At 51.1% G+C, this 13704-nt stretch carries 13 protein-coding genes; 8 read left to right on the top strand and 5 right to left on the bottom strand.

The features are described from left to right. From ACN0YH_RS27605 to ACN0YH_RS27590, 4 genes are all read left to right on the top strand, one after another. A partial coding sequence (locus tag ACN0YH_RS27605; RefSeq protein WP_417382834.1) for a class I SAM-dependent methyltransferase occupies nt 1-705 on the top strand: 705 nt, incomplete at its 5' end. Nucleotides 706-798: 93 nt separating this feature from the next. After that, nucleotides 799-1533: a methyltransferase domain-containing protein gene (locus tag ACN0YH_RS27600; protein ID WP_417382833.1), complete on the top strand. Its 735-nt coding sequence runs from the start codon at nt 799-801 to the stop codon at nt 1531-1533. Between the two features lie 238 nt (nt 1534-1771). Continuing rightward, entirely contained in the window at nt 1772-3325 is a 1554-nt protein-coding gene (locus ACN0YH_RS27595; protein ID WP_417382832.1) for an MBOAT family O-acyltransferase, read from the top strand. Between the two features lie 13 nt (nt 3326-3338). Then, nucleotides 3339-4475 carry a hypothetical protein gene (locus ACN0YH_RS27590; RefSeq protein ID WP_417382831.1) on the top strand — a complete coding sequence of 379 codons (1137 nt, stop codon included), beginning with the start codon at nt 3339-3341 and terminating at the stop codon, nt 4473-4475. A 330-nt stretch (nt 4476-4805) separates the two neighbouring features. Here ACN0YH_RS27590 and ACN0YH_RS27585 read toward each other — a convergent pair whose 3' ends face one another. Next, nucleotides 4806-6287: a B12-binding domain-containing radical SAM protein gene (locus ACN0YH_RS27585; RefSeq protein WP_417382830.1), complete on the bottom strand. Its 1482-nt coding sequence runs from the start codon at nt 6285-6287 to the stop codon at nt 4806-4808. A gap of 224 nt (nt 6288-6511) precedes the next feature. After that, nucleotides 6512-8485, bottom strand: a complete 1974-nt coding sequence (locus ACN0YH_RS27580; protein ID WP_417382829.1) for a hypothetical protein — start codon at nt 8483-8485, stop codon at nt 6512-6514. 488 nt (nt 8486-8973) lie between these two features. On the opposite strand from ACN0YH_RS27580, the gene ACN0YH_RS27575 reads away from it, so the two are divergent. Further along, on the top strand, nt 8974-9450 hold the full coding sequence (locus ACN0YH_RS27575; protein WP_417382828.1) for an OsmC family protein: 477 nt from the start codon (nt 8974-8976) through the stop codon (nt 9448-9450). Here the strand turns inward: ACN0YH_RS27575 and ACN0YH_RS27570 are convergent. After that, nucleotides 9447-9794 (bottom strand): PilZ domain-containing protein, encoded by a 348-nt coding sequence (locus tag ACN0YH_RS27570; RefSeq protein WP_417382827.1) that lies wholly within the window; start codon nt 9792-9794, stop codon nt 9447-9449. The genes ACN0YH_RS27575 and ACN0YH_RS27570 overlap by 4 nt on opposite strands. 125 nt (nt 9795-9919) lie before the next feature. Here ACN0YH_RS27570 and ACN0YH_RS27565 point away from each other — a divergent pair, with 125 nt between their 5' ends. Next, nucleotides 9920-10204: a hypothetical protein gene (locus ACN0YH_RS27565; RefSeq protein ID WP_417382826.1), complete on the top strand. Its 285-nt coding sequence runs from the start codon at nt 9920-9922 to the stop codon at nt 10202-10204. 136 nt (nt 10205-10340) lie between these two features. Here ACN0YH_RS27565 and ACN0YH_RS27560 read toward each other — a convergent pair whose 3' ends face one another. Together ACN0YH_RS27560 and ACN0YH_RS27555 are read right to left on the bottom strand one after the other, a co-directional pair. Then, nucleotides 10341-11036: a DUF445 domain-containing protein gene (locus tag ACN0YH_RS27560; protein ID WP_417382825.1), complete on the bottom strand. Its 696-nt coding sequence runs from the start codon at nt 11034-11036 to the stop codon at nt 10341-10343. A 54-nt stretch (nt 11037-11090) separates the two neighbouring features. Then, entirely contained in the window at nt 11091-11597 is a 507-nt protein-coding gene (locus tag ACN0YH_RS27555) for a hypothetical protein (RefSeq protein ID WP_417382824.1), read from the bottom strand. 240 nt (nt 11598-11837) lie between these two features. On the opposite strand from ACN0YH_RS27555, the gene ACN0YH_RS27550 reads away from it, so the two are divergent. After that, a complete protein-coding gene (locus ACN0YH_RS27550; protein WP_417382823.1) occupies nt 11838-12635 on the top strand; it encodes a substrate-binding periplasmic protein in 798 nt (265 codons plus the stop codon). Nucleotides 12636-12707: 72 nt separating this feature from the next. Further along, nucleotides 12708-13704 (top strand): histidine kinase dimerization/phospho-acceptor domain-containing protein (locus ACN0YH_RS27545; protein ID WP_417382822.1); only part of this gene is annotated, 997 nt, incomplete at its 3' end.

The following is a 13704-nucleotide window of genomic DNA, read 5'->3' as shown; positions in this document are numbered from 1 at the left end:
GACGGTTATTATTATCAGAATGACTCCGACTACGTAGAAGGCGTTATTTTCAAAAATTTTGACAAGGATGAAATTGCCGGCAGTTCCATCCTCGATTTTGGCTGTGGCAGTGGCGACGCGTCACGGGTTTTCGCACGGAACGGCTGTAAGGACGTTTTGGGAATAGATATCGGCCAGGAGAATATCCGCCACGCACGACAGATCTGCCAGGAGCTGCAATCGGCATCCTTTTTGATATCGGACTTGAACAGCCATCAACTGGAAACCAGCAGATATGATTTGATCTGGTCAGATACGACCATTGAACTGTTGCAAAAGCCATTGGCGGAGATCGTGCAAGACCTGAACGCAGCCCTTGTCAGCGGCGGCAAGCTCTATTTGAGTTTTACCGAAGATACCGTTTTTAACAGGCTGCTCTATCTTGTGCTCGCCGCCATAAAGGCCTGTCGTTGCCAGAAGCCCTTTGAAAAGGTGGTTTTTTACCTTGTAAAAATGCGCTACGGGTTGGCCGGAAAACAGTTTGACGAGGAGAATATCCGCAACAAACTCAAATATCTCTGGATCCCTTTTGTCCGATTGATTTCCGAGCGCCAGATAAAAAATGTCCTCCTGCAAGGCGGCTTCCAGATTCAATATATACGCAAACGTGACAAATCAGACATTAACAGCCCGCCCCATTTGGAACTAAAGGCCGTAAAGGGCTAGAAACATCCTGCCCCGGTCAAGAATGTGTAGGGGCTACCATACCCGAGCCTGGCCCCGTCGGGAGATGAGCCGGCCAAACGATGAGGATTTGGATTGGACCAGAAAGAGCAAGACAAGATATTCAAAGTCGGTGAGGACATGTGGTACTTTCGGGCGCTTCACCGCAATCTGCTTTTTGCCCTCAACCGGTATGTTCAACGCCGGTCCGGATGGATCGTCGATGGCGGCAGCGGTCCCGGCGGTCTCTCGACGTCGTTGATGCAATTACTTCCGGACGCGCTGAAACTGGCCATCGACGCTGACCCGCTTGCCCTTGCCCGAAATCCCAGATCCGCAACCTATATGGCGGTTGGCGCTTCCGTTAACGCCCTTCCCGTTGCCGACAATTCGATCACTGCCTATATATCTGCCGACATCATTTATCATCGGAGCGTGATCCCCGAGGCCTTCGCAAATGAAACCTTTCGCTGCCTGGAACCCGGCGGCATTGCCATTGTCAATGTGCCTGCCTACCAATGGTTATTCAGCGACCACGACCGGCAGGTCAGTGGCGTTAGAAGGTACAGCAAATCGTCGCTTAAAAGGCTCATGGAAGACGCCGGCTTCGAAGTGGTTTACCACACCTACTGGAACATGTTTCTTTTTCCGCTTCTGGTCTTCTGGCGAAAGGTCCTGCCCTTCCGGCCGCCGACAAGCGATTTGCGTTATTTTCCAAAACCCCTGGAGATTTTGTTTAACGCTGTCATGGGTCTGGAGCACAAAATACTGACACGGGGCGGATCTTTGCCGTTTGGCGGCTCGCTTCTTGTGGTTGCCCGACGTCCATAGAGCGGCCAGTTGGTCTTATTCCAAGTCTCGACTATTTGATCGGCCGCCGTCAGAACCCTGTGGCACGGTTATCCGCAAAGTGTGGTTACCCTGGAGCCCATATCAAAACAAATCCAAGGAGCCGGAGGTCTGTCGGCAAGGCTGATACCGACTTACCAATTGTAACCAAAGACGGGGTGTGGTTTGTATGCAAAGTGCTTGATTCCAATTTTTAATAAACTCGAAAAAAGAGTCTCAAATGCTATTCCAGTCGGCTGGCTTTATTTTTGTATTTCTCCCTTTGACGCTGGTATTTTATTATTGCATTAAAAGTAAATACGGAATTCATCCATCATTACTATTACTGTGCTTGAGCTCAGTTATATTCTATTCAGTTTATAACCCCAACCATGTTGCTGTTATAATTGTTTCCATTTTATTTAATTACTGGGTCGCAAGTAAAATTAGCGAAAGAAACTCAAGCACCTTTTTGTTTATAGGCGTTTCTTTCAACTTGTTATTGTTGGGCTGGTTTAAGTACTTCTTACTATTATCTGAAACTGTAAACAGTGTTTTATACTTAGAACTTGAGCTGCCAGATATAATACTACCCATAGCGATTTCATTTTTCACATTTCAGCAAATTTCCTATTTAGTTGATCTATATCGAAAAGAAGCAAAACTGTACCCGTTTTTACAGTATTTTACTTTTGTTACTTTTTTTCCGCAATTAATCGCGGGCCCCATAATTCATCACAAGGAGATATTCCCTCAGCTAAATGAGAGATATTTAAACCGAAACAAAATAGGAGCGAACCTGGCAATTGGCGGAACTCTTTTTTGTTTGGGGCTTATTAAAAAGCTCGGGATTGCAGACTCGGTTGCACCGTTTGCAGATGACCTTTTCAATATGTCAGGTGTTGGCTACACCCCGCCCCTTCTGGATGCATGGCTGGGAGTAGGCGCCTACTCCCTGCAGATTTATTTTGATTTTTCTGGTTATTCGGACATGGCCCTAGGTCTGGCGAGAATGTTCGGAATTCGCCTGCCTCTTAATTTTTACTCTCCCTACCGGGCGACAAATATTGTTGATTTCTGGCGCTGTTGGCACATTACCCTATCCAGATTTCTTCGTAAGTATTTATATTTTCCCTTAGGCGGAAACCGCCATGGAATATTTCGCCGCTATGCGAACCTGTTTTTGGTAATGATTTTAGGCGGGCTATGGCATGGTGCGGACTGGACGTTTGCATTGTGGGGGGGATTGCATGGGCTTTACCTCTCCCTGTATCACAGTTGGCGATACGTGATTCCTTCGACCTGGCAATCGCCAGGTCTTAGTCGGGTTTCCTGGGCCCTGACGCTGGTATTTGTGATCATTGCCTGGGTGCCATTTCGGGCCGACGATATTGAAACCGTGATGAGTGTCTACAGTGGCATGTTTGGGTTTGAGGGGTTTCGTATAGGAGAGAACAAACTCATTTTGCTCGGCAAACAAAATTATATGTATGGAAACCTGGGCTTAATACTGGCCAATCTGGGCCTGTCCATTGACCCGTCCGGATCGATGACGTTAACAAGTCATGCATGGCTTACCGTGGCGGCACTGATTGCATTTTTCTGCCCAAATTCCTATCAAATTTTGAGAAGATACAAACCGGCGCTGAATCTTGGCGAATTTTTGAAAAACGATCGATTCACCAGCTTTCAAATCAAACTGGTATGGCCTGTGGGATTGTTATTAGCCCTTTGTGCAGCTCTTTCATTTCTAAAACAATCGACAACAATCGAATTTTTATACTTCCAGTTTTGAGGAACTAGCGAAATTGAAAAGACACTTTTGTTCCTACCTCTCAATGTTTGCCGGCGTCTATGTGTTGCTGGCACTGATTGTATTGTTAAACATTATTTTTCTCATTCGCACAGATGAACTGGGCGGGATAAACGCGATTGTCGACAAACAAGTAAAGGGCGGCGGGCTGTACAGTGGTCATCACGGGGTGATCGACGTCAAATTTGAAAATTACAAACGCAAAAAACCTAAAATTATCGCGTTGGGGTCGTCCAGGTCCCTGCAAATCAGAGATTATTTTTTTACAGAACCTTTCTATAATATCGGGGGAGAGGCGCGATCCCTGCTTCAGGCTTACCACATTCTGGATCGTTTTTTTGGCGTGCATAAGCCCGAAGTGGTGATCCTTTATCTTGATTACTGGTGGCGGTTTAGCAATGAAGACAAACGCCCGCCCGTTAACCCGAACTACATGCGTCGCACTGTCACGTCAGCTGTCGCGCCGATAGCGGCGTTATTGGACAACAGGCTCCAGATTGGTCAGTACTTTGATATTATCTCGGGAAAACTAACATACACGGGCCCAATCCAACGCATCGGCTTCGGCGCCTTAACCACGCTGGGCGGATTTGGCCCCGACGGCAGTCACTATTACAATCTCCAGGGAAATATGCTTCCCGTTAACCAAAGAATATCGGACAAAACAAGGTTTATCCGCGATGAACCGGTGCCCTCGGGAAGGCTTGATTTTGGCCTTCTCAGGCACCTGCAAGCAGAACTTAAACAACAGGGCATCACTCTGATTTCAATTCTCGCACCGTTGTCACAGAAGACACTTAAACTTGCCCGCCAAAAGAAAGGATATTCCTACATTACCGAACTGCGCAGGCATCTTGTTGAAGACGTTCCCAATGCCTATGATTTTTTTGATTTGTCGCCCTATGGGGCCAGCGACTGCGAGTTCTCGGATTCCATGCACGCCGGAGAAGTTGCAAATATGAGAATAATTTACGAAATTTCCAAATCTGAAAACAGCCCGCTGCTCCGTTATGTGGACCCAAAATCACTTAAATCGATGATTTCCAAACATGCAAACGGCGTAACAATTGCGAACAATGCAATCGGCGACGCCTTTCGCGCCTCGATCAACCAACAATATGACGAGTGTTGAATTCCAGCACAGCAGAACCAGCCAATCCCACAGGCAGTATATGTCATTTTATTCCGGCGGATTCATCCACCTTCAGTCGTTATAGGGAGAACCGCTTCTTGGCGGACCTCCCGATGACCCCTCCTGCCCTCCGGGCCGCTCCCAAAAAAGCGCGCCCCTGACGGCTGTAACCGGATCAAAACCAAACAATTGCCTTCGCAATGGGAATAAAATTCGATCTCTGGGGACGACGTTTTAGCCGCAGCACATCCTTGATCCATGTGCCTTTGCACAGGCCACGGCTTCAGCCGGGCTGTGGGTGAAGGATGGTATTGCGCGCCGGGACAGGCTTTAGGCGCTGCGTTTATTGGTTCTCATCAGTTTGAGAGCCCCGCCGGCTTTCGCCGAAAACTCGTAGAGAGACCTGGTCTTCATGGCGCTGCGCAGCAGGTATTTTGGGCGGAAATAAAAACGCCGATAAGCGCTTTTCTGCAGTTTGACAATTTCCGCATGGGATAAATGCTCTTCCCAGTGATCGACCACAAATCCGGGTTTCGGATCCAGGGCCCACTCCTGCCAACGCTCCGCCTTGGCCAGACCCTTGGCGACGGCCTGATCAAAGATTTCTGTGTTGGGATACAGGGTCAGGATCGATAGCTGGGCATAATCGGGATCCAGCTTGATCAGAAAATCGATGTTGCGCTTTACATCAATCGGCGTTTTTTCTGTCGGCAGGCCGATGATGAAGTCGGCGACGGTCAGAATGCCCAGTTCCCGGCACCAGCGGAAGGCGTTTTTGACCTTGGTTGTGGTTGTCGCTTTGCGAAGATGGGCCAGACCTTCGTCCGATCCGGTTTCCACACCAAAGGCAATCATCCGCAGGCCGACCTTTTTGGCGCGGATCAGGGATTCCCGGGTCACCGCATTGACGCGCCCCCTGAAATCCCAGGTGAATTTCAGGCCACGGCGCTCGATCGCATCGCAGAAGCTGAGGATTTTTTTCTCGTTGATGTTGAACAGATCATCATAAAAACGGAACTCCGTATAGCCCAGGGCCAGGCATTCTTCGACTTCATCGAGAACAGCGTCGTCGTCGCGCTGGCGATAGCTTTTGATGGGCACATCACAGAAAGTGCATTTGTACGGACACCCACGCGAGCTGAGAATGGTCGCCAGATCCGACGTCACACCCAGAATGTTCTGGTATTTGATGTGGCGCAGGTAGCGGCGGTCGGGAAAGGGGATCGAGTCAATTTCTTCGACATAGGCCGACGGCACGCCGATGCGCGCCAGAAAGCGTTTGTCCTTATGCGGATTATTGACATACTTCTGGATCGATTCGTCCGTATAGACGCCCCGAATTGCGGTAAAGTCTTCGCCCTTTTCAAGCGCCTTGACCAGATCCGTAAAGGCCAGTTCGCCTTCGCCGACTATGATTGAATCAAACTGTGGCAGTTGGGCGGCGGCAAAGGGGTAGGCAATGGGATGGTGGCCGCCCAGACAAATATGGGCTTGCGGGTTAATGTCGCGGACCAGATCGGCAACCATGCAGACATCGACCAGGGAGATCGTGAAACTGGTGACGCCGACGATATCGGGGCGCATTTCCTCGAGAATGGGGCGCAAACGCTTGTGGCTGATGCGTTCGCCGACACAGTCGAGAAAGAAAAATTCGTGACCGGTTGTGTGCTTTTCGCAGTGCGTCAGGACATATAACGCACCGAGCGGCGGAAAATCGCCAAAATCATCGCCTTCCAGAAACTCTTCACCCTCTTCATTCGGGTTCTCGATAACCGTATTCTCGGCCGGCGGATTGATCAGTAAAATTTTCATATCTGTCCTATAAGTGCAAAGCGTTATAAGCACGACTGGAATGAATCTATACGAACAGGGCCCTCATAGCAAAGTGTGATGCATTTATAAACCCATTTCTAGACCCGCCATCACCCCGACCTTATGGGCATTTCCTTAATAAACTCAATATCATAGAAGCATGTCTTCAAAACCACCGGCCGCCACAATCAATGCAAACCCCTTATTCGGCCCCCGGCCATGGGCTAACGGTTCCAAAACGACCCTTTTGAAACTGTATGATCCGCTTTCAAAACACACTGAAAATGCGGCTCAGTCTCGTCCGAACGAATAAGAAAATAATTCTGCGGGTTTTGCGCACAGCTTTCATCACCGCTCAGGGCCAAAACTTCCGCCGATATACCGAGCCCTTTATCAAGCGGCCAAACAATATCAATGTCTTCGAAATATCCGGGCGTCAGTTCGGTGCTCTTCACAGGCAAGCGCGCCTCTGGCGTGCTGTATCGCAGGTGAGACAGCTGCCACGGCGAAAGTGGCTCACCCTCCCTGATTTCCGCCGGTGACCCATAAAGCCCGTGATAAATGCCCATCAGGCGCGGCAACTGTTCGTAATAGACATACATCATCGACACCTTCGGCATTTTCAATCCTCTGGCCTTGGCAATGGTCTGGATTGCTCTCGTTTCTTTGGAAACGCGAAGGGAATAATCCTCCATATAACCCATATCCGGAAACCGCAGGGTGGTCAGCGAGCGATCGATCGCGCGAATCTGGTAACCACCCAATATCCCAACCGCAATGAAAAGCACCGGCAGATAAATCCGGCCGGAGAGGCCTGACCATACAATCGGCAGGGTTTTTATCATGCAGACGGCAAGAAGCAGCGGACCGACAAAATGCAAGAGGCGGACGGGAAGCTGTAAGTATCGGGGCAAAGACGACAAGTAAGAGTTAAAACCAAATCCACAGCTTAAGTACGACCAGTAAACGGCAAACAGATAAATCAGGATGTAGGCAACGATGGCCAGGCAAACCCAACGCAATTTTTGATCAAACAAAGCAACCGTTAGTCCGATCAGGGCGGTGATACTGAGCACGACCTTATAGGAAGCCATATAAACTGCGATGGCATCAAACAGATCAGACGCCAGCTGCTGCCAAATTGACGCCGGGCCAAACTGGCCAAAACCATAGCCAATGACAGACCTCATATTGGAAGCACATGAAAGCGTTTCAGGCCCCAGACTTTTCCAGCTTACAAAAGCGAGCAGAGTCGGCACCAAGACAACACCTGTCATTAAAACCGATCGGATAAGGGACCGCGAACCCGAATGGGGGAAAACAAGGGGTCCTAAAAATGCCATTCCGGCCGCAACCGGAACAGCGGCGATCCCCTGCGTCTTAATCAGATAATGAGTGCATAACAACACCCCCAGAAACAGGGCAACAGGCAACGGCCGAAATTCTTCGAACAGAAACAGAGAGCCCACCAAGATCAGCCCGATTAGGGTGTAAAACAATGGCATTTCCGACAGCACCAATGTCGGCACCAATTGCCAGGATGCCTCGGCGGCAAGCAGCAGCAGAAGGATCCCATAGGCGATCATTCGCTTTCGCAACGGATCGAGATTTAGCGTTTTCAGATATACGATGATGACATCATAGGCGGCCGCAAGAACCACGACGTGCAAGGCCGCCGGAACAGCGATGGCACGAGATTCGGAAAAACTGCCCCACAGAGGCGACGTGAAAGCGAGCAGGAAATGCCATCCTGGTAAATAGCCGGCGACTGCCGTGATAAACCGTTCATCATGAAAATCATCAACCAGCCACATCTGTTTGGCCGGGGCAAGCCAGTTGATGAACGTGTCATCGCCATAAGCCGTGAAAGATATCGGCCCGTGGACAACACAAACCGCAACGATGGCAACAGGAAGGATCAAAACCGGATGATAGAAAATTTCCGGAGAACGCACTGCCGCCAAAAATGTGCGCAGCTGTAGGGCGCCGCCGGCGACTGCCGCAAGGATCAGGCCATAAAGGGTTCCCTCCACTCCCCACCGAAACAGCACAATCCCGACATAAAGCCCGCAGGTCAGGATCGCAAAACCGGCCAAAACCCTCAGTCCAGGGGCCGCCCCCTTCTGCCTGGTAAGCTCGGGCAGGAAACCACCGATGCCCACAGATAAAAAAAGCAGGAAAACAAAATTTACGGCCATAACACAATTACTCTGACATATTTATACGGTTAACAGGGGTAAATTCATTTGCCGATAAACGGCTGACCCCATATTGCCAATTTAACCCGGGCTTCAACAGGAGCCGCAAACTTCAGGTTCGCACGTGCCGTTCCTGGAGATTAAATTTACACTCGGTGCCGCCCGTTATAATGAATAATACGGGAATGCCAAATCGCTAAAGTATCTGTCCGCCTGTTGGCGAAAAACGGCTAACGACGAACGCCTTGTCATAGCGGACAATCCTGCAGGCGGATGGTGCAGGGATTAACAGGGGAACATGACCTTTAAAGCGCATCGGCCAAAGCCGGACCAGGGCTTGGTAGGCCCAGGACCATGCATCGGGACAAAAAAACATGGTATCTGTTATGCCAGCGGCGCATCTGGTGAGGAGCCGACGACAAGCTTCACCGCCCGCTGGCGGGCCCTGTACTCTTAAGACATCTTTGCCGACAAAAGGACATTGAACCATGAGCAAATCCCCCCACAGCTATCGCGTGACGACGGTCTGGGACGGCAGCGCCGCAGGTCCCGCCAAATCCTACAAAGACTATTCGCGGGATCATGTGATTAAAATGCAGGGAAAACCGGACCTGCTGGGCTCATCAGACCCGGGCTTCCGCGGCGACGCCAGTCGCCACAATCCGGAAGACCTGCTGGTCGCTTCCTTATCGGCCTGTCACATGCTCTGGTATCTGCATCTGTGCACGGTTAACGGCATTTCGGTTTTCAGCTACACCGACCAGGCGACCGGCCTGATGGCGGAAACGGCGGATGGCGGCGGCCATTTTACCAGCGTAACTCTGGCGCCAAAGGTGCACATATCGCCTGCGGCCAAGGCGAACCTGGCCAAGGCGCTCCATCAGCAGGCCCATGCGAAGTGTTTTATTGCCAATTCCGTCAACTTTCCGGTAACTCACCAGCCGGAAATCACGACCGAAGATTAAGCCAGGGGCCGTGATTCATTATCCAGCGCCAGTTGATTTGTGGCGATCATGATATCAGCAATCAGAGATTTTTCCGCTTCGCTGTCGAGGTCAAAAGCGACAAAGATGCCTTCCTGCTTGGTCCGCACGACGCGGCCGTTAAGCGGCGGAAAGCCGTCTATGATCACCTCGACCATATCGTCCACTTCAAAGGCATGGTCAACCGAGCCCATCGGGTTGACAAAATTCAGCCCCGCCCCTTTGGCCGAGATGTCATGCAGCAAACCGCCGCGCGCTCCCTTTTCGTTTTTGGCGAATGCCAGTTTTTTCAACACCTGGCGCAGGCGGTCGCGTTGCTCATCCATAAGGTTGCCTCCTGATTATTCAGACGAGATTTGAAAATAACTTTTCAACCTAACTTAGGACAAGCCTGCAGAATGTTCTAATCAAATCTATTGATCTTGTATTTTGTTCCTGTTATGTTCTTGTTATGGGAAAACTGAAAAATCATTTTCTGCAGGCGGAAGAACAGGCCATTAACCCGGTGAAGTTGGGCGATCTGACCTCTGCCGACGCGCATGTTGAAGCGTGGTGCAACCGCTGTGGTCACTACCAGACGCTGGCGCCGGAGCACCTGATCAAACGCCTGGGACCGCAGGTCAGCGTCCCGGAAATCGGCGTTCATATGGAATGTGGAAGCTGCGGCAGCAAGGACATTGCGGCCCGGCCTGTCTGGCCAACCGCTCTGCCGTTTATGATGATGGCGGCCGAATAAGGACCGTCCGACGCCGTTCCCTCGGACCGCCTGCGCCTGTGCGATCAAATTTTGTTGGGCCTTGTGAACCGCAGGGCCGCATCGGCCCGGTTGCCTTTTAGTGTCGTCAACCGGCAGCTCTTCATCTAAACCGGGCCTAGCCGACCGCCGGGACCTTCAGCAGTCCGACCAGGGCGCCAATGACGCCGCCGAAAACGCCGCCCCAGACCACCAGCCAGCCGAGATGTTTGCGGATCATATCCTGGACAATGGTTTTGACATTCTCAGGGGTCAGCTCCTCAAGCCGGTTATCAATGATATGCTCGACCTTTTCGATCAGCATATCCGTAAAATCACCGCTACCGCCCTTGCTCAGGCCCTCTTCCGCCAGATCGCTGATGATCTCCCTGAGCTTGTTGGTGACCGGCGCCCGCAGCGGCTCCAGGGCTTTTTTACCGCCGATCATCGATAACATACCGCCCAGTTGCGACTTCTCGATGGCATCTGTCAGACCGACAAAGACCCGGTCGAAATCGACCTTTTCCGCCAGTTGCTCGACCGGACGGTCACCGGCTTCGCGAAAGAACCGTTCGATATGGGCACGCGTAAAAAACTCCTCGATAATCAGCGACTTGATGCCCGCCTTAAAATCCTGAAAGCGACTGGGGATGACGCCGGAGCCATATAACAAAGGGACTTTTTCAAACAGCATGTGGACCGCCAGCCAGTTGGTGATGCCTCCTGACAGGGCAAACAGGCCGACCGTAAAGATCAGCTCACCATGGACCGGCGACAGATACCCGCCAAGGGTGACGGCCAGGGCCAGAAGGTTGGTTGCGAAAGACATATTCATTTGGTTGTTCCAGCTTTTTTCAGCGACAGGTCTGCAAGGCCGGAAAACCTATAATCAACCGCCGACAAGTGCAATGCGGGCGAGCGCCAGATGAACCACCAGGGCACCCAGCGCGACCACAACGGACATGAATATCAGCAGAGTATAACGGTGCAGGTTGCCCTCGCGGCTCGATTTGATCGCCCGGATGTGTTTGAACAGCGACGACATCTGTTGCCCCATGCGGTCAATCTTGCGCATTTCGTTGTGCATCCAGAACTGATAGATCACCAGCGTGAAAATCACCGACGTTGCCAGCAGCAGGGTGATGGCCATAAACTTGTTGGCGAGCCCCGCATTGGCATCGACAAAACCGGCAATGAAAACCAGCCCGAAAAAAGTCAGCAGCGTCGAGCCAACCGTCTTCCACTGCAGATTCTTGACAAACCGCAGGGTCTCCGTCGATTCCCGATAAAGCATACGGACTTCGGCGTGGGACTTGTCGTCCAGTTCCGAAGGTTCGTTGTGGAACGGCTCGTCAACTGCTGCCGGCTTCTTTTCAGTCTTTGGTTTAAGGGCCATAACCACTACTCCCGTATGGTATCTGCTGCATCCGGACGCGCGACAAGAGCCGTTGCGTCCTGCCACCGTAGCATAACACCCCTGAAATCATCAGCACCACTGCAATTTATCCCTTGGCACCCTGGCAAGGCATTGATGTTGCACCCCTTAAGCGCATAAGATGAGGCCTCGGATACTGCCCATGCCGGGGTCTCGGGGGCCCGAGATTTTAAGGCGCGACAGCGCCGAAAGGTAAAAAAAATGCTCCGCCTGTTATCCTTTGTGACCTTTCTGGTCGGTTTCAGCCTGCCCGGCGTGAGCCATGCGGAGACATTGAAAGTTTGCTATGACCAATGGCCGCCGATGACAATATTTCCGTCCGAAGGGTCGCCCGCGCGGGGCGTTATTATCGATATGCTGGACGCCATATTCACCTCAGAAGGATATGAGCTGGAATATTTCGAAGTTCCATTGGCACGGGGCCTGGACATGGTGGCAAATGGCATTTGCGATATGTTGCCGGAAAACCCCGTTTCAGATGCGACGGGAAAAGGCTTCGTCTATGCCAACCAGGAAACATTTTCCTATACAACCGCCTTCGTAATCAGACGCGGCGATCCGTGGCGCTACACGGGCATTAAATCCATGGCCGGCAAACATGTCGCGACCGGGCCCGGTTGGGATTACAGCTCAATGAGTGCCGATTATCAAAATTATCTTGATGACCCGGAAAACGCCAGTTTCGTTGAAGTGGTCGCCGGATACGACGATGTGGTCGACCGGATCTTCAATATGATCAAAGGCAACAGGGTCGATCTATACGCCGATAACGATCTCGTTCTGCAGTATGTTATGAAACGCCTGAACCTGGACGACGCCCTGCAGATCGTCCGCCCCGGGCTGGAAAAGAACCTGGTTGAAAAACCGATCTTCTCGACAAAAATCCCGCCTGAGAAAAGACAAAACCTCATAAACATCTGGGATCGGGGGCGTCTGTCGATGAAGGGGGATAAGGAAAAATCGCTTCTCAGGAAGTATGGCATAACAGTCGAGCAGTAGCGCCTGTTGTGGCCCCATAGAAGACCTATGCATAAATTTTTTCAATTCGATTGTCGGGTATTTTAGATTTTAATGTTTAACCGTTTTATTCGTCCAAAGAACCTTTCCCAAAAATTGCTGCGCGTTGTTTTTTCCCTCTATCTGGGGGTGACCTGCCTTGTCACCAGCGTACAGTTTTTGACCGAATACCTGAAAACCCAGGATTCAATTTTAAACGAATTGAAACAGCTGGAAAAGACGGTCCATGTGCCGATTTCGACGAGTGTCTGGCAATATAACCAGAAACAGCTGGAAGCCCTGACCACGGGGCTTGTCGACATGCCGATTATCGCCGGTGTCGACGTTTTCGATACCAACGGCAAAAATGTCATTTCCAAAAGATCCTACGCCGTGGACGCGGCCCCGTTGGCAGTTTTCAATACAAAATCAGACTTAACCTGGGTGCTGAACGATGCACAAATACCGCTTGGCGCGCTGATCCTTTATTCATCGTCAGAAGTCGTTCTGGATCGGGTTTTGTTCGGTTTTGCCCTGATTGCCATTACCGCCGTCATGAAATTAACGATTTTGTTCTGTCTGTTTGTCTGGGCCTTCGACCGCTACCTGGCGATCCCTTTAAAGGATTTGATGAAGCAGGTGGATGCGGTTCATCTTGACCAGTCGGTCAGCAAACGGATCCAACTGTCGATCACCGACGATAACGAGATCAGTCAGCTGCAGAATCGTATGAACGCGATGCTTTCCGCCATGCAGCGGGACCGCGAACTGTTACTGGAAGACGAGAAAGCCAAGCGGGCCTGGCTGGAGGACGCCGTCGCCAGGCGCACAGCCGAACTGGAAACCCAGAAAACCCGGCTGCAGTACGAAGTTGATGTCAAAAACAGGTTCTTTTCGATCATCTCCCATGATCTGAAAAGCCCCTTCAACTCGCTGCTCGGCATGACCCATATGATGTCCAGGATGGCGGACGGTTTGAGCAAAGAAAAACTGGTGGAATATGCAACGGCGGTGAACGAAGCAGGCGACAGGGTTTTTGATCTGTTGCAGAACCTGCTCGAATGGTCACGCC

This window comes from Gimesia sp. (assembly GCF_048262075.1).
Classification (GTDB): Bacteria; Planctomycetota; Planctomycetia; order Planctomycetales; family Planctomycetaceae; genus Gimesia.
This window is presented reverse-complemented; position numbering and strand designations above follow the sequence as displayed.